This is a genomic window from Agriterribacter humi, assembly GCF_009192765.1.
Taxonomy (GTDB): domain Bacteria; phylum Bacteroidota; class Bacteroidia; order Chitinophagales; family Chitinophagaceae; genus Agriterribacter; species Agriterribacter humi.
Genome location: NZ_VOHQ01000006.1, coordinates 168,829 through 187,584, shown reverse-complemented (window position 1 = coordinate 187,584; position 18,756 = coordinate 168,829). Strand labels below are relative to the sequence as shown.

General features: G+C 42.5%; 12 protein-coding genes. All 12 read left to right on the top strand.

Translation table 11 applies throughout. The features are described 5' to 3' along the window. The first annotated feature begins 2 nt into the window (after positions 1 to 2). The 12 genes from FRX45_RS12380 (at position 3) to FRX45_RS12330 (ending at position 18,744) form a co-directional block, all read left to right on the top strand. Positions 3 to 2,396: a VPS10 domain-containing protein gene (locus tag FRX45_RS12380; RefSeq protein WP_152268742.1), complete on the top strand. Its 2,394-nt coding sequence runs from the start codon at positions 3 to 5 to the stop codon at positions 2,394 to 2,396. A 22-nt stretch (positions 2,397 to 2,418) separates the two neighbouring features. Continuing rightward, the gene (locus tag FRX45_RS12375; RefSeq protein WP_226805324.1) at positions 2,419 to 3,771 is read left to right on the top strand and encodes an amidohydrolase family protein; all 1,353 of its coding nucleotides are present in this window, start codon (positions 2,419 to 2,421) and stop codon (positions 3,769 to 3,771) included. Between the two features lie 48 nt (positions 3,772 to 3,819). Then, a complete protein-coding gene (locus FRX45_RS23300; protein ID WP_193311682.1) occupies positions 3,820 to 3,981 on the top strand; it encodes a hypothetical protein in 162 nt (53 codons plus the stop codon). 238 nt (positions 3,982 to 4,219) lie between these two features. Next, positions 4,220 to 4,804, top strand: a complete 585-nt coding sequence (locus FRX45_RS12370) for an RNA polymerase sigma factor (protein WP_152268741.1) — start codon at positions 4,220 to 4,222, stop codon at positions 4,802 to 4,804. 293 nt (positions 4,805 to 5,097) lie between these two features. After that, positions 5,098 to 6,303: a FecR family protein gene (locus tag FRX45_RS12365; RefSeq protein WP_152268740.1), complete on the top strand. Its 1,206-nt coding sequence runs from the start codon at positions 5,098 to 5,100 to the stop codon at positions 6,301 to 6,303. 270 nt (positions 6,304 to 6,573) lie between these two features. Continuing rightward, positions 6,574 to 9,888, top strand: coding sequence for a TonB-dependent receptor (locus FRX45_RS12360; protein WP_193311681.1), 3,315 nt, complete (start codon positions 6,574 to 6,576; stop codon positions 9,886 to 9,888). 11 nt (positions 9,889 to 9,899) lie between these two features. Next, positions 9,900 to 11,516: a RagB/SusD family nutrient uptake outer membrane protein gene (locus tag FRX45_RS12355; RefSeq protein ID WP_152268738.1), complete on the top strand. Its 1,617-nt coding sequence runs from the start codon at positions 9,900 to 9,902 to the stop codon at positions 11,514 to 11,516. A gap of 151 nt (positions 11,517 to 11,667) precedes the next feature. After that, positions 11,668 to 14,919 (top strand): PVC-type heme-binding CxxCH protein, encoded by a 3,252-nt coding sequence (locus FRX45_RS12350; protein WP_152268737.1) that lies wholly within the window; start codon positions 11,668 to 11,670, stop codon positions 14,917 to 14,919. A gap of 419 nt (positions 14,920 to 15,338) precedes the next feature. Next, on the top strand, positions 15,339 to 16,622 hold the full coding sequence (locus tag FRX45_RS12345; RefSeq protein WP_152268736.1) for a Gfo/Idh/MocA family protein: 1,284 nt from the start codon (positions 15,339 to 15,341) through the stop codon (positions 16,620 to 16,622). A gap of 95 nt (positions 16,623 to 16,717) precedes the next feature. Further along, positions 16,718 to 16,969: a winged helix-turn-helix domain-containing protein gene (locus FRX45_RS12340; RefSeq protein ID WP_193311680.1), complete on the top strand. Its 252-nt coding sequence runs from the start codon at positions 16,718 to 16,720 to the stop codon at positions 16,967 to 16,969. A gap of 42 nt (positions 16,970 to 17,011) precedes the next feature. Beyond that, positions 17,012 to 17,917 (top strand): alpha/beta hydrolase, encoded by a 906-nt coding sequence (locus FRX45_RS12335; RefSeq protein ID WP_152268734.1) that lies wholly within the window; start codon positions 17,012 to 17,014, stop codon positions 17,915 to 17,917. Between the two features lie 98 nt (positions 17,918 to 18,015). Then, positions 18,016 to 18,744, top strand: coding sequence for a YggS family pyridoxal phosphate-dependent enzyme (locus FRX45_RS12330; protein ID WP_262884208.1), 729 nt, complete (start codon positions 18,016 to 18,018; stop codon positions 18,742 to 18,744). Positions 18,745 to 18,756 lie beyond the last annotated feature (12 nt).

Below are 18,756 nucleotides of genomic sequence, written 5' to 3'. Positions count from 1 at the left end.
CAATGAATAATTATTCTACAGTCAGCACGAAAAAACATTCAACACTCAAAAATATTTTTTTTGCAGCATTGCTATTTTTTGCAGGCGCCATGATTAAAGGCTGTAATAATGTAACGCGGACTGACGCCGATAAACCCACAGGTTCGAGCCTGAGCCCAACAACAAATGCCCCAGCTTATACCGGGCCGGGCGGCGGTGGCGCCATGTTTCATCCAACTATTAGTCCGCATAACCCCGATGATGTGTTTGTGAGTTGCGATATGACCGGGGCTTATGTTACCCATAATGCCGGTGCAAAGTGGACAAGGTTTAACCTGCACAGCCCCGTTCGTTTTTATGTATTTGATCCGTTGGATTCCAATATCGTATACGCTAATTCAATTGCGTTATACAAAAGCATGGATAAAGGCGCTACCTGGCAGGTTCTATATCCCGCTCCCGCTGAAATTTCCGGCTTTGTATCCAAAGGAGATCATGCGGAGGAAGTGGTGGTTACCAAAGACAGTACCCGAAGACATGTGCTGGCCCTGGCGGTTGACCCCGCCGCCTCTAATAAATTATACGCCGCTATTTCCATCAACAAAAATAACGCCCTTTATTTTTCAGACGATGGAGGAGTGCAATGGACCAAGGAAAAAGAGTTGGAAGATGGCGCAACAAATATTTTTATCGTACCTGGTTCTCCGAAGCAAGACCGTACTCTATACGTTACCGGTAGAAATACGATTATGCAAAGGGAAGGCGGCGCATGGAAACTAAATAAAGGTCCGCAAGGGGTTGCTTTGCTTACCTCCTGCACCGGCGGGTTTGATGCGCAACAAAACAAATTCATCATCTATGCCATGGCGGGTACTTCTTATTTTAATGCGAATGCCGGTCAATCCGGAATTTTTTATACCGGTGACGGAGGCAAAACCTGGCAAAACAGGCAGGATGGTTTGTTACAGTTAGGTATGAAGAACGCAGCCCTGCCCGAATGGAGAGCCATTGCTACCAGTGCATTGCATCCACAAGTGCTTTATGTTTCTTACAACAATTTTAAACTGGGTAAGGATACTACTTGCATAGGTGTTGCTAAGAGTGAAGACTATGGAAAAACATGGATGCTGGCCTGGAAAGATGTATTTACTGCAAATGGAGATAAGGTTTCTCCTAATTTTAAAAGTGGATGGCTCAATGAACGCTTTGGCCCAGGCTGGGGAGAGAACCCATTTGCCATTGGCGTTGCACCTGCTAACGCTGATATATGTTATGCTACTGATTTTGGACGTACCATCAAATCCGTAAATGGTGGCAAAACCTGGGAGCAGGTATATACCCAAAAAAAATCAGGCGATGCCTGGATGTCGCGGGGACTGGAAGTAACCACCAGTTATGCCATTGTGTTTGATCCGTTTAACAAGGATCATGTTTTTATTGCTGCTACCGATATAGGGTTAATGGAAAGTAAAGATGGAGCTGAAAGCTGGAGTAGTGCAACAGTTAATAATGGTATTCCACGAAGTTGGATTAATAGTACTTACTGGTTAACGTTTGATCCGCAGGTAAAAGGAAAAGCATGGGCCGCTATGAGTGGAACGCATGACCTGCCCCGTCCAAAAATGTGGAGAAGAAGCGGTATATCAAATTATAAAGGCGGTATATTAGTTACTGAAAACGGTGGTGCAAGCTGGCAACCCGTTAGCGCCGATATTGGTGAAGCTGCCATCACGCATATTTTAATTGATCCTTTGAGTGCTAAAAACAACAGAACCTTATATGCCTGCGCATTTGGAAAAGGAGTTTATAAATCAACCGATGGTGGAAAAACCTGGAAACAAAAAAATAAAGGGATTGAAGGAAAAGAACCCTTTGCATGGAGAATAACCCGCCGCGAACAAGATGGGGCTTTGTTTTTAGTTGTTTGTCGCCGCGGCGAAGATGGCAGTATAGGCAACGAAGGCGATGGCGCTGTTTACCGCTCAGATGATGGTGCGGAAACCTGGAAAAAAATACCACTCCCACAGGAAACAAATGGTCCAATGAGTTTGGTGGTGGATACTGATAATCCGGAAAGGTTGTTGTTGTCGGCCTGGGGAAGAAAAACGAAGAATGAATTTACGCCGGATATTGGAGGTGGTATTTTTATATCGAAAGATGAAGGTAAAAGCTGGATACCCGTATTGCAGAATGATCAGCACATTCATGATATAACTTACGACCCGCGTATTAAAACTTTTTATGCCTGTGGCTTTAATAGTGCGGCCTATCGCTCTCAGGATGGAGGCGAAACCTGGCAACGCATAAAAGGATATGATTTTAAATGGGGTAAAAGGGTGGACTTAGATATCCGCGACCCGACAAGAATTTTCATCATCACCTTTGGTGGCGGGGTTTGGCAGGGAAAGGCGATGTGAGAATTTAAAAAATTAATAGCTCATGACAGCAAACAAATTTTTTACCAGTTCTTTTCTACATCAAAAGAGCACTTACACCACACTGTTATCATCTTTCATCCTTATGCTTTGTAGCTGCAGCATTACCATTGCGCAAACGAAGAAAAATAAACACCAGATTATTGAAATTAATGCAGGCGAAATATCAACCGGAACAAATAGTAAAGCAATTATTAACGTAACCATCATTAATGGATTGGGAGGCGAACCGCTTACCGAAGGTTGTGTGTTGATTAAAGAGGGAATAATACAATATGCAGGAAAGATGGGTGATGTTTCCATCCCCGCTGCTGCTGAAATTACGGATGCCAGTGGGATGTATTTGCTACCCGGATTTATTGATTCGCATTTTCATTTAGACAGGACTAAAGGGCTCCCCGCGAAATTTCTTCAGCATGGCGTAACATCCATTCGCGATCCCGGCGCGTGGATAGAAGCTTATGATGAGGAAAGGAAATCAGGTAAAAAGATTCCCCGTCTGTTTTTAACCGGCCCGCATTTCGACATGCCTCCTCCCGCCTATCCTTACGATGCCTATATAGTGCGGGATAATTACGAAGCCATTCAACAGGTAAACGCACTGGCTGATCAGGGTGTAACGGCCCTCAAAATTTATTTCAGGGTTCCACCCGGAATGATACAAGCCATTTGCAGTACCGCTCATCAACGCGGTATCCCGGTAACCGCACACTTAGAAATTACGGAAGCTATGATCGCCATTGAGGCGGGGTTGGATGGAGTGGAGCATATTACTTCATTTGGTTTATCACTCCTGCCTAAAAGAGAAGGAGAGAAATATCGACAGGGAATGTTGGCCGATAATAATTTTCGCAAGCCGGGGCGTTATAATATGTGGAAGGATATCAATATTAACAGTGCTGCGGCGGATAGTTTAACCCGGTACTTAGTGCGCAAAGGCACTTTTGTAAGTCCCACTTTAGGTCCATTTGAATATCAGGCGGGTAATGGCCCAATAGATAGTGCAAAATTATCAGGCTTTAATAATATGAAGGCGATGACGGCCAAATTAAGTAAAGGCGGGGTGCGCCTTGTGCTTGGCTCTCATTCCATGATACCTTACGCGGAGGAGGGTTGGGCCTATCAGCGGGAAATGGAGCTATGGGTAGAAAGCGGTATCCCCAACGGCCGGGTGATTACGGGTGCCACAATTGAAAATGCCAGGTATTTCAGGATTGACGACCGGCTTGGCAGTATTGAAAAAGGGAAAATAGCAGATCTTGTGATGATAAAGGGCAATCCATTGGTTGATATTAAGGCCATGCGGGATATTGAAAAAGTGATGCTCAATGGAGTTTGGATTGCTTCCAATGAATAGGCTACGGAAGCAAAAGGCCAACTGGAGGCAGGACGGTTTATTCTGTTAATGACAGAAAAAAAATGGGGAAGAGAGAAAGTTATAAACCTCATCAACAAAATAATTCCAAAGGCTTTAAGTGAAGTTTCTATGCCGGAAGCGGTTCCATGGAGTGAGCATGGGGATGATTATGACAAGGTGAAGGATGAACTATTAAAATTGTTACAGTAGAAAGATATCATCGTGTATATAAACTATTATTGATTCACAAATTACAAGCGGAGCAAAAATCTGCACCGCGTTAATTTCAGGTCTGCAAGTACTGTACCTTTTGCATGCAACCATGTATGTACAGGATACTTATTTTACAGCTTTCCTTTATCTTTCAGCCGGAAGCAATTTGCAACAAACATTTTAGCACTATTTTATTTTTTTTCATTTAACGATTTTATCTAACATTGCCGCTGCCATGTACCAGCACTTAACGGATGAGGAATTATTAAGCTTGCTCCGCAAGAATGATAAGCAGGCTTTCGCTGAAATATACGATCGCTATTGGGAACAAATGTCCTTATATGTACTCAAAATAACCCGCTCACCCGAAGATACCTGTGATATTGTGCAGGATGTGTTTGTTTCCATTTGGAAAAGAAGATATGAATTGAACCTCTCAGGCTCCATGAAAGCCTATCTTTTAAAGAGCGTTCGCAATCTCTCTATCCGTTATATAGAAAAGAACATCAATAAGCAGGGTTTTTTAAACGCTTTATCTGCATACTACGAGCACTTAGACACCTCCGCTATGAACAAACTTGAACTGCAGGAACTTGAATCAAGGCTTGCAGGCGTTGTAGCCAGGCTGCCACATAAAATGCAGGAAGTATATGTATTGAGCAGGCATGAAAATCTTTCTCATAAAGAAATTGCAAAACGATTGGGAATAGCGGAAACCACCGTTAAAAAACAGGTAAGCAACGCATTAAAGCTGATCAGAACTGAAGTGAGCAGCGCAGATATTATGGTATTGATATTCCTTTTTTCTCTATTTGCATAGATATAGAAATAACATAACATTACACCTGAACATTTATTGCAACCGGGCAAAAGTCAAAGCCAATCAAACAGACTGATGCATTATACCGGTGGTTGCCTTGTTTCATCCAACATACGGATAAAATAATTCCACATACTATTGGCGCGTTTCAGGTACTATTTGTTGATCATTTGGCTCCCCTTTTCAATTCTACAGGCATTTTTATTTTTATTTTTTTCAATCTACTACCAAAGGCTTATAAATGGAACATATATATGATTCCTCATTAGTCCCTTATTTAAAAGTAAATATTAATGAATACAGAGCAAGCTAAGGAACTACTGCAACGATACAGGATGGGATTATGCACAGAAGAGGAAAAGCTTGTTATTGAAAAATGGCTTGCTTCCCTTGCTGAAGAAGGCCAATGGGAATGGACAGCACAGGAAAAGGAAACATTTAAGGAAACGCTGCAAATGCGCATCGGGAGAGAAATTGATGAAACAGATGCTGTTCCGGTTATTCCACAAAAGAGGTTCCGTGTTTTCCATTTTGTGGCGGCTGCTGCTATTATTTTGATAATGGGAGCCGGCGCCTATAGCCTGTTTTTCAGGAGTACGGAAAAAAAAGAAACGCTAACACATAAGCCGGATCCACAACCAGGCAATGATATACAACCAGGTGAAAATGGCGCTATCCTTACCCTGGCAAATGGCGAGAAAATAGTATTAGACAGTGCGGGCAACGGAACGCTTGCAATCCAGTCGGATGTAAAAGTGATTAATAAAGGAGGTCAGCTCATTTATGATTCTAAAAGCAGCAGCACAAATGAAGTGGTATACAACACTATTTCTACACCACGGGCAAAACAATTTAAACTGCAGCTTTCAGATGGAACAAGGGTATGGCTCAATGCAGCGTCTTCCATTCGTTACCCGGCAAGGTTTACACAGAACAGCAGAACAGTAGAAATATCAGGAGAAGTATATTTTGAAGTGGCTTCCCGGCAGGCTGCTAATGGAAAAGAAAAAGTTCCCTTTTTAGTGAAGATATTATCGGGCACGGGCGATGATGGCGGAACGATAAAAGTAACAGGCACACATTTTAATATCAACGCCTATGAAGATGAATCCCTTATAAAAACCACGTTAATAGAAGGAAGCATAGCGTTTAATAAAGGAGATTCAGAAAAACAGTTAATGCCGGGCGAACAGGCGCAATTAAACAAAAAAGGAATAATCAAAATACTAAAAAACGCCAATGTAGAAGCTGAAATAGCATGGAAAAACGGATACTTTACCTATGATAAAACAGATATACAAACAGTGATGAAACAACTATCGCGATGGTATGATATTGAAGTGGATTACGAAAACGGGATTGTGCCTGATGACAAGTACTGGGGCGATATACAAAGGGATGCTACCTTGTCAACTGTTTTAAAAGTTTTGGAAATGAGTGGCTTGAAGTTTCGGATAGAAGGGAAAAAAGTAACAGTTATTAAAGGAAATGATAAATAAATGGAAGAGCTATTTTATCGGTAATATAAAGTCAGTAACAACGCAGTTGGTATTAACCCAAATAAAAGCAGGAAGTGTTGGAACCACTTCCTGGCAGCATTCTTCCGGGAAGGAAGGATGAAGTCTGGGCTAACCCAAAATAAGGCTAATTATTTCCCCCGAAAGGGGTAACAGGTATTCTATAACCCAAACTAAAACAAAGTTATGAATTTAGAAGCTTTTTGCCGAACCCATTTAAGCAGGTTGGCACTTAATCCAAAAAGATTGCTTATGCAAGTAAAATTGACGGCAATTATTTTATTCCTGGCCTGTATTCAGGTAAATGCAGAGGGATATGCGCAAAACGTTAGTTTTTCCGGTACAAACGTTTCGCTGAAAAAAGTATTTTCAGCAATAAAAAAGCAAACTGGTTACACGGTATTTTGTAACTACAAAATTCTTGAAAATGCTAACAGAGTAACGCTGGAAGTAAAAAACGCTCCATTAGAGGAAGTATTATCGTTGTCATTGAGCAATCAAAACCTCGGCTATTCCATTGTTGGCAAAACAATTGTAATAGAACCCCGGAAGGAAGTTGCTCAAAGAGAAACCATTCCTGAGAAAGTTTTAGCTCCACCTGTGGAGATAAAAGGAGCAGTTACAGACAAAGACGGGAATCCGTTGCAGGGCGTATCTGTAAGCATTACCGGACAAGCAGGTGGCACTACAACCGATGCTGACGGAAGATTTACGCTCAGTATACCTGACGGGCAAAATGCTGTACTTGAGGTTACAAGTATCGGATTTATATCAAAAAAAATAACTGTTGGCTCACAAACAAACATAAGCATCATATTAGAGCCTGAAGTAACAGGACTGGATGATATTGTGGTAGTAGGATACGGAACCCAGAAGAAAACAGACCTTACGGGATCTGTAGCTTCCGTTAATGGTAAGGACCTCGTAAAATCGTCTGCCACAAATGTTACCAACTCACTTGCAGGACGATTACCGGGCATAACAGCAGTAAATGGCAACGGTAAGCCGGGAACGGGATCTCAAATTACAATAAGAGGTGTAAGCACATTTGGAGATAACAGCGCTTTGATCGTTGTTGACGGGATCGTGAGAAGTTTCGACCAGATTGATCCCAATGAAATTGAAAGCATTTCCATATTAAAGGATGCATCTGCAACCGCTGTTTATGGATCAAGGGCGGCGAACGGTGTAATACTGGTAACCACAAAAAGAGGGCGCACGGGAAAACCTACCATATCGTATAACGGTTTTGCAGGAATTCAAAATCCTACGGCCTACCCCAAATTAATGACCGGACTTCAATACGCCACTACCAAAAACGTAGCCAGGCAAAACATGGGGTTACAGCCGGCTTTTACGGACCAGGAAATGACGGAAATACAGCAGGGCACCAAGCCTGAAATTGACTGGTACGACTTAACACTTAATAAAAGCGCTTTTCAAACCCAGCAAAATGTAAGTGTTACCGGGGGAACAGAGATGGTCAAATACTTTATGGCTGCGGGCTATTTAAACCAGAACGGATTGTATGATAATTTAAATTATAAAAGATATTCTATCCGTTCGAATGTGGATGCCAGCATCAATAAAAACTTTACGGTTTCTGTAGACCTTGATGCGAGCCGCAGGAACAGTAACGGCAGCTCCTATTCGCCCGAAGCCATATTCAGTGATATTATGGCTGCCTATCCATTCGACAGGACCTATAATCCCGATGGAACCATTTTTTACACCCGTGAACAGCATCCGGTTGAAGAAATAAAAACGGGATATCAAAGAAACGTAACAGATGTTTTACAGGCTACGCTTACTTTAAAACATGAGCTGCCTTTTATAACCGGCTTGTCCGTTTCAGGCAGGGCTTCCTTTGGAAAGGAAGGCTTTACTTCCAAATTTTACCAGGTTCCCATTTTTATGAACAGGCAGGATGCCGATGGAAATACCCTTGAAATATATCCATTTGGCGGATGGAATGGCAAAACCGCACTTACAGAAAGTTATAGTGATTACAATACCACTACTTTAAATGCTAGCCTGAATTACAAGGCGGCATTCGGTGAACACGATGTAAAGGCTATTGCCCTTTTCGAGCAGTTTGATGCAAAATCAAAAAACTTTTACGGTTTCAGAACCAATTTTCCTGCTATTGGATTAGATGAATTGTTATATGGCGGCCAGGTTCAAAAAGACGCCAACGGAAGCTCATTTAATGACGGAAGGCGCAGTTTTGTAGCAAGGGTTGATTATGCTTTCAGAAATCGTTATTTATTGGAAGGATCGTTCAGGAGTGATGGTTCGGTAGCCTTTCCCGCCAGCAAAAAATATGGATTCTTTCCGGCAGTATCGGCAGGCTGGAAAATATCGGAAGAATCTTTTTTCAGGAACAACAGCAACCTTGATTTCTTTGACAATTTAAAGCTGAGGGCATCGTACGGATTAGTAGGAAACGATAGAAATGTATATTCCGGTAGAGTTCCTACATTTCAGTACCAACAGGTATATAACCTTTCATCCACCATTATTTCAGGATCCAACGCTTACACCAGTGTACGACCGGGCATACTACCTAACCCTGTAGTGACCTGGGAAAGTGCATCTATCCTGGATATAGGTTTAGACGGTTCTTTCTGGAACAGGTTGCTTCAATTCGAGATAGATTATTTTTATAAACGCACATCCAATATTCTGCTCAGCAGGATCCGATCCATTCCGGGTACCATTGGCGCTGCATTGCCTGCGGAGAACTATGCAAAAGTTGATAACCAGGGGATCGAGATATCATTGTCCCACCAGAACAATATCGGCGCCCTGAACTATTTTGTAAGAGCCAATGCAAGCTTTGCAAAGAGTAAAGTAATATTACTGGATGAACCTGCAAATATCCCGGACTACCTGCTGCAAACAGGCCGCCCGCTGGGATTTTTAGTAGGATATCAAGCCTTGGGATTCTTCCAGTCAGACGAAGAGGTGCAGAATTATTTGCCTCAATTTAATGGCGGACAAAAAGCAGGTGATGTTAAATATGCTGATATCAATGGTGATAAAAAAATTGATGCAAATGACAGAACCATTATTTCAATGGATAATAATATTCCAAAAATATTAGGCGGCTTATCATTTGGCGGATCATATAAAGGTTTTGACCTGTCCATTCTATTTCAGGGAGCGTCAAAAATGAAGAAATTGCTGAACGGCAGATCCAAAACATTCTTTAACGGAGGTTCTCACAATAATTTTGCAGACCTGCTCGATTACTGGACACCGGAGAATCGCGATGCGAAATACCCCAGGCCATGGGAAAACCAACACCCAAACAATTCTCTTGAATCCAGCTTATACCTGAGGGATGCCAGCTATATCCGGTTAAAAGCAATTGATTTCGGCTATACGTTCCCAAAATCTGCCAGCGAAAAAATAGGGGCTCAGCTTATCCGTGTTTACTTTTCAGGGGCGAACATCTTCCTGTTTGACAAGATGAAAATGTTTGATCCGGAAATTGAAAATACAGATGGTGCATACTATCCCCAGCAGCGCACTTTAAACCTGGGTATTAATCTTACCTTTTAAACCTACTACTCATGAAAAAATTAAATATAATAGCATTATTGATTGCCGCATGCTGCACAACAAGCTCGTGCAACAAAGACTTCCTCGACCGTGAATCAAAAACCACCATTCCGGAAGATAAAATATTTAATGACCCGGCACTGATTCAATTGTTTGTAAACAATATATATGCTGATGTTCCTTCTTTTGATCATGACCTCTATGATAATATAACCGATGAGTCAAGGAATTTCTGGGGTGGCGCACCCCGAAACGTGGTGCAGGGGCAATGGTTTGCAGATAACAATCCAATGGACTACTGGGCTTATGAAGCTGTAAGAAGAACAAACATGTTCCTTGCAAAAGTAGATGAATCGGTACTGGAGGATGAGGAAAAATCTTCTCTGACAGGGCAGGTTAAGTTTTTGCGCGCCAAACTGTATTTCGATATGGTGAAGCGATACGGGGGAGTACCTATAATAACAGAGCCCCAGAATCTCGACGATGATTTGTTTGTAAAAAGAGCTACAACCGATGAAAGCTTTGCGTTTATCATTAAAGAAATGGAGGAAGCGATTGATCTTTTGCCGGAAACCTACGGAGATCGCTCTATTGATGTAGGAAAGATTAATAAACATTCTGCAAAGGCATTTCTGGGAAGAGTATGGCTGTTTTGGGCGAGCCCGTTATACAATCCCGATAATGTAGCAGCCCGCTGGGAAACCGCAGCAACCATCAATAAAGAAGTAATAGAAAGCAACGTATACCGTTTGCATGATAACTTCAGGAGAATAATGCTGGATAAAAACAATGAGGAGGAAATTTTCAGTGTGCAATTTCTGAAAACGCTGCGTGAACATGGATGGGATTCATGGGCCATGCCCGATTCAAGATCAAGACAGGATGCTTCACGCCGCTCTCCTGTACAGGAATTTGTTGATGCCTTTGAAATGAAGAATGGTAAAAGCATTGATGATCCTACTTCCGGTTACGACCCCACAGATCCTTATGCAGACCGCGATCCCCGCTTTGATGCGACATTGATCGTCAACGGGTCCGTTTTCGGATTCCAGGGACTGCCCGTTTATACCTACGTTGGTGGAGCAGATGGTATTAACATACCTTATCAAACAGTAACCGGTTATTTAATGAGAAAAGGAACCGACGAAACCAACAAGGACTATTATGGCGGCAGTGGCAGCGATCAAAACTGGATTGAGCTGAGGTTTGCCGAAGTTTTACTTAATTATGCTGAAGCGAAAAATGAAACCCTGGCTGCGCCGGATCAAACGGTATATGATGCTGTGGAAAAAATTCGTGAAAGAGCCGGGCTCAGTCCGTATCAATTGCCTGCAGGACTTACAAAAGAACAAATGCGTGAAAAAATAAGACATGAAAGATATATTGAATTAGGCTTCGAGCAAAAAAGATACTGGGACCTGAGAAGGTGGAAAACTGCAGTATCGGTATTGAACGGAAAACAATTTGGAGCCATGTATATAACCAAACACGATAACGGCTCATATACATATGAAGTAAAACCTGTTGACGGAGTGCCCTGTGTATTCCAGGAAAAAATGTACTTTATGCCGATTCCACAAAGGGAGTTGGAAAAAAATCCTAACCTGGAACAAAACAAGGATTGGTAAAACAATGAACAGAGGCTAATGGGAAAAGGAGATGGAATTCCACACAAACCGTATATTCATTTTTTATTATTGTGAGGTGTCCATTTCCTTTTCTTTTTATTAATATGCCAATGCCCTATGCAAAATCTTTCAAATTAAATACAGTGTTATCATGATAAAAAAGCTTTCCCTTCATCGTTATTCTCCTGTATGGCTTTTCTTTTTTTTCCTTTTGTCTTCCTGTTCCACAAAAGTGAGCGTGGTTCATCAACTGGATCCCGGCCAAAACAGCCACATTGTTTTTATAGGAAATACTTTTGCAGAAAGATTGCAGAACTACAATTATTTTGAACCCTTATTGTATAAAAGCTTTCCCGATCGGAATCTTACCGTAAGGAACCTGGGATGGAGCGCTGACGAAATCAATATGCAATCCCGCCCGTTAAATTTCCCTTCACAGGATGAGTACCTGGCAAAACAAAAAGCTGATATCATCTTTGCCTGTTACGGACTCAATGAAGCCTTCAATGGACCGGATAGTCTTGAAAGTTTCAAGCAACAGCTTTCCGGTTTTCTGCAGCACCTGCAGCAGCAAAAATACAATGAAAAAACACCCCCTGAAATCATTCTTGTTTCACCTATTGCTCATGAAAACCTGGGCGGGCTTTTACCCGATGGTGCAGACCACAATCAAAATTTACAATTGTATACCAATGGCATGCAGGAGGTGGCTAAAAGCTTAAACATCCCTCTCATCAACCTTTTTGAGCCCACAAAAGAATTACAGTCAGGCACTGACTCTGTAACCATTAACGGCATTCACCTCAATGATAAAGGGTATAAAGCGGTGAGTGAAATAATAGCCAGATCACTGGCGCTACCTGCTGCTACATGGGCGGCCGACAGTCATACCATCACGCTCAAAAAAATAATTGATCAAAAAAACCAGCAGTTCTTTTATTTATACAGGGCCGTGAACAGCGAATACATTGTAGGCAGGCGCAAAGAACCCTGGGTTCAGCCACCTGGCGGGCCTATCTCCTACCCCGGTGAACTGGCTAAATTAAACAATATGGTTACGCGCCTTGATAGTATTGTATGGGCGCAAAGCAAAGCCGATGACGCAAATAACTATGTGAGCGCTGGTAAAATATTAAATGATACCATTCAGTATACCCCCATAGATAAAGCGGCTCTTAAAAAGCCATCCACCGACCAGTTTATTTTGCCTGAAGGATATGAGATCAATCTTTTTGCCTCCGAAATTGACTTTTCTATCAGCAACCCGGTAAAAATAACATTCGATCCGCAAGGCAGGCTATGGGTTGCAGATATGGCTTCCTACCCTCAATATCTGCCGGGCGCTCAACCCAATGATAAAATTGTTATCCTGGAAGATACCAATGGCGATGGGACGGCTGATAAAGAAACCATTTTTGCTGACAGCTTATACATGCCAACCAGCATGGAACTGGGCAAAGGAGGAATTTATGTATCGCAGCCACCGAATATTTTGTTTATGAAGGATACAGATGGTGATGGAAAAGCAGATGAGAAAGAAATTATTCTGCATGGATTTGGAACAGAAGACGTGCATCATTCCATAGATACGTATACCTGGGGCCCCGATGGCGGATTGTACTGGCATACCGGCACTTTCCTGCATTCGCAGGTGGAAACGCCTTATGGTCCACAACGGGGAGACTATGGCATTACATGGCGTTTTGATCCACTTACCCAAAAATTAGAACCATATGTTTCCTATCCCTATGCCAATCCCTGGGGGCATGTTTTTTTGCGGAACGGAACGCAAATTATAAGTGATGTTTCTACAGGGATGAACTATTTCGCTCCGCCACTTTCTGTTGCCAGCACTTATCCTGTAAAACACACAGGCATGAAGGATTTTTTAACATCCGCTGCCAAACCCAAAACCTGTGGTACTGAAATCATTTCAAGCAGGCAGTTCCCGGATGAAGTACAGGGCAATGTGCTGTTCAACACTTTCATTGGCTTTCAGGGCATCAAACAGCACCGTATACACGAAGATGGCAGTGGTATCATCGCCCATGAAACAGAACCGTTACTGCAATCCACAGATCCGAATTTCCGCCCGGTTGATCTGCGGTTTGGCCCTGATGGTGCATTGTATATAGTAGACTGGTACAATCCAATCATTAATCATGGTGAAAGAGCTTTGCGTGAACCGCTAAGGGATCATACACATGGAAGAATATGGCGGCTGACGTATAAGCATAAAAAATTATTAACACCGGTAGATCTTACGAAACTTTCCTTAGAACAATTACTTGATCAACTTAAAGTGTACGAAGACAGGCACAGATACACAACCAGGACACAGCTCAGGCAACTGCCTGCCGAAACGGTTATTCCCGCTTTAGAGAAATGGATTGCTGGTCTTGATCATAATGATAAGGAGTACGAACAAAACAAATTGGAAGCGCTATGGGTATACCAGCAATTCAATCGTCCTAATGAAAAATTGCTGAATGAATTATTGAAAAGCAAAGATCAGTATATAAGAACTGCCGCTGCAAGAGTTTTATTTTACTGGAGAACTGATATAAAAGATGCAGAAAACAAATTGATTAACTTATCGCAGGACAGTTCGGCTAAAGTAAGATTGCAGGCCATTATATCATTAAGTCATTATAATACGGAAGATGCATTAAACGCTTTGCTGGCAACAACAACAATGCCGGTTGACTATTATATTGACTATGCCTTAAAAGAGTCTTTCAGGCATTTAGAGCCTGTGTGGATGGCTATGTTTAAAAAAGATAAGAACTTTTTGGCCAACGAACCCGCAAAAGCCAGTTACCTCTTAGGCTCACTTTCCAACAAAAAGGAATTACAGGTTCCCGGCTTTATCACCGATGATCCTGCATGGCCAAAATATGGTTACAAAGCCCTCACAGAAAAAGACTACAACGAATTAAAAGATGTAATAGCCGTAAATAATTTCAGAAAAACCATTCAAGCGCCTGTTGAAGAAACAAAACCCGCAACAATTTCCATTCCCGGAAAAACAGTGATCCGTTTAACTGCGGTACCTGCCAGGATGGCCTTTGATAAAACGTCCATCACTGTTACCGCAGGGGCCGAGGTTGCGTTGATTTTTGAAAATGCAGACGGGATGCCGCATAATGTTGTAATTATAAAACCGGGCAGTTCCGAAAAAGTAGGTAAGGCAGCAGAAGCCATGGCAGCGCAGAAAGATGGTTATGAAAAAAGCTTTGTACCCAAAATACCCGAAGTGCTTTTTGCAACGCCATTGGTGAACAGCGGTAAAAATTTCAGGCTGGATTTTACAGTGCCCGATAAACCCGGAGATTATCCTTTCATTTGTTCTTTTCCGGGCCACTGGCAAACCATGAAAGGGGTGATAAAAGTGGTGAAATAGATTGGAAAAACTTATAGAATTAGTCGTTTAAACCGTGAAAACTTTTATGCAAAGCGACTTTGTCTGAACAATTGTTGCTATAAGCCTTGTCCCGGTAATGAACCGATTTGAACAAACTGATTGAACCAGATGCCTGCAATAGACTTCCTGTCGGTGAGGTCACAGCAGTACAAAAGCTGCCTCAGGGAACAAGCACGAAAACGGGCAGTAATCGTTTTCGTGTGCCTTTTTTTGTTTCTTTTTTGGGCAAGCAAAAAAGAAATACATCTTTTAAATGCTCAACTTTTAAAATGAACAAGCACCATTCGGTAACCTTAGCCAGGGTTATAGCAGATTTATCACGGATAAAAAATGATGATAACTATTTCTTTCTTAAGTTTAAAGAAATTTTCATCTTTCCTTATTTCTAAAATACTTGTATGAGCCACAATTTCAGCCGCAGAAAATTCATTAAAACAGTGGGAATAGGCGCCGCGGGCTTCGCCATTTTGCCTTCGTTGTACAGTAAAGCTGCGCCCAGCGACAAGTTGCGTATCGCGCATATTGGCCTGGGTGGCATGGGCAACAATCATATGAAATGGTTTGCCAATATTCCCGAAGTGGACATTGTTGCGCTTTGCGATGTGGATGAATTACACTTAGGCAGTACACTGAAAACCCTGCAGGAACTTCAGCCCGGAACAAAGGCACAAACCTATGGCGACTTCCGGCATATTCTCGACAGGAAAGATATTGATGCCATTACCTGTGCAACGCCGGATCATTGGCATGCCACCATTGCTTCCCTGGCATTCCAGGCGGGCAAAGATGTGTATGGCGAAAAGCCGCTTTCGTATGATGTAAAGGAAGGAAATACGATGCTCAAAAACGCAACAAAATACAACAGGATATTTCAGCTCGGCAACCAGATCCATGCCGGAGATAATTTTCACCGCGTGGTAGAGATCATCCGATCGGGCGCTATAGGAAAAGTACATACGGTTCGTTTGTGGAAAACCGGTGCGCCTCCCGATCTGGGCTCACCATCACCCGAACCTGTACCGTCCACGCTCAATTGGGATATGTGGCTCGGACCCGCTCCCTATGTGGATTATATTCCTGCGAAATGTCATTTCACCTATCGTTATTTTTTAGATTATTCCGGCGGCGTGTTTGCAGATTTCTGGTGCCATATTGCGGATATCGTATTCTGGTCCATACAGCCCAAAGGATTGAAAAGCATCAGCTCCAAAGGAGAAGCGCCAACCGGCATAGCAGACGCACCCAAATGGATAAATGTAGATTATGAATTTGATGGATTAAAAATACACTGGACAACCGAGCCACCCGATGTACCGGGAGCGGCTAAGCGAGGCATTGGTGCTTTCTTTGAAGGAGATAAAGGAACACTGATCTGCGATTATGGCTCAATGGAAATTACCATCAACGGCGAAACCGTTACCGACATTCCCGAAATACCGAAAAGTATACCGCGGTCACCCGGTCACCAGCAAAATTTTGTGGATGCGGTGAAATCAAGATCGCAGCCCGAATCGAACCTCGCTTATGCCCGCGAAATGACATTGCCCATGCACCTGGGATTAATTTCTTACCGGCTCGGAAGACCGCTTCAGTGGAATGCAGACAAAGAAAAGTTTGTTGGCGACAGGGAAGCCAATGGCCTGCTTTCCAGAAAGCCAAGGAAGAAGTGGGATTTGCTGTAGGGGAAAGGTGAATAGTGAATAGTGAATTTTGAGATGCTGACGGGCTACAGGTTGCAGGGAATATTAGTTTAAAACAAAAATTCCCAATGGTTTGCATGTGTCTTTATCTTATACCCGGCAAAAAAACAGGAACGAACATCGTAAACGTGAGTGAAAAACTTTCTCCAAACCAACAAAGAATTATTAATGCTATAAAAGACAATCAGAAGATAACCAACACAGAACTATCGAAGCTTGTAGGCATAGCTCCAACAAATGTAGCGGAAAATATAAAGAAATTAGTCCAGTCTAAAAAACTCACCCGTGTTGGTCCTGCAAAGGGTGGACATTGGGAAGTTGCAGATTGATATAAAAATGCTATTCTCAAATAAAATTTATTCAGTGCCAATATGATATACCGTCTTGCTTTACTTTTTATACTAACAGGGAACTGTTGTTTTGCACAACAGGAAATTCCTTTGTACGCCGGAAAGATTCCCAATTCAACAGGCGCCCCAAATGAAGAAAACAGAAAAGCGAATGAACTGGTAGATTCACTCACATTCAACGTATCCATTCCAACGCTTACTGTTTTTCTTCCACCAAAAGATAAAGCAAACGGCACTGCAGTTATCATTTGCCCCGGAGGCGGCTACCATGTGTTGCTTACAAAACGAGAAGGAACAGATGTAGCCAGAACTTTCAACAAACTGGGCGTAACCGCTTTTGTTTTGAAATACAGGCTGCCTTCCGGTAAAACCATGAAAGACAGATCCATCGGACCATTGCAGGATGCACAAAGGGCCATTCAACTGGTTCGGCAAAAAGCCGTTGAATGGAATATTGATCCGCAAAAGATCGGCATCATGGGCTTTTCAGCAGGAGGACACCTGGCTGCCTCAGCAGGTACGCATTACCGTGGAGCCTTAATTGAAAATACAAAAGGCGTGAGTCTTCGTCCGGACTTCATGCTTCTGATTAACCCGGTAATTAGTTTTACAGATAGCATAGGACATACAGGATCACGAAACAACTTACTGGGAGATGCTCCCACGGAAAAACAAATCCGCCTCTATTCAAATGAATTGCAGGTTGACAAAACTACGCCACCCTCTTTTTTAGTACATTCCAATGCCGATTCAGTAGTTCCGGTAGCCAACAGTCTTTCTTTTTATAATGCATTACAGCGCAGTGGCGTGCCGGTGGGAATACACATTTATGCAAAGGGTGAACACGGTTTTTTAACCACTCCCTCCTTTGATGAATGGTTTGGCAGATGTGTGCACTGGATGAAGGAAATGGGGCTGATCCTTTAAGATTGCAAGGAAGTTCAGTCTCCGGCTACGGATAAATACAGATGCGGATAAAAGCAAAGCAGCATTCAATTAATCGGCACCTTTGTATTAATATGAGCATGATTATTGAAAACCTTGCGATCATTAAACAGCGCATTAAATCCGCCTGCGATCAATGCGGCAGAGATGAAGGTTCGGTAAAGCTGTTACTTGCTACCAAAACCGTATCTGCCGAAAATATTAAAATCGCTTTGAAACAAGGCGAAACCCTGATTGGCGAAAACAAAGTGCAGGAGCTGAAAGAAAAATTTGAAGCACTAAAAGATACCCCACACGAAACCCATTTTATCGGGCATCTGCAAACCAACAAAATAAAAGAAGTACTTAAATATGCAGATTGCATCCAATCTGTTGACCGGCTGGAACTGGCTCAAAAACTCAACCAGCGCCTCCAATACGAAGGCAGGAGCATGGCTGTTTTGATACAGGTTAATACCTCCGCTGAAGAAAGTAAGTTTGGCGTAGCGCCCGAAAACGCTGTTGAACTGGTTAAAGCAATAGCCGCAATGGACGCCATCCGGATTAAAGGATTAATGACGATTGGTATTTTTAGCGCGGAAACCGAAAAGGTCAGGAAGTGTTTTCAATCGCTCAAAAACATTCAAAAGCAAATTACCGGCTTAAACCTGGCCAATGTTGCTATGGACGAGCTTTCGATGGGAATGAGCGGCGACCTGGAAACGGCCATTTCCGAAGGCGCCACAATGGTAAGGGTAGGCACGGCTGTATTTGGCAAAAGAATACGCCCCGACAGCTATTACTGGAATGAAAACCAAACCGAAAAATAAAAATCGCGCCTA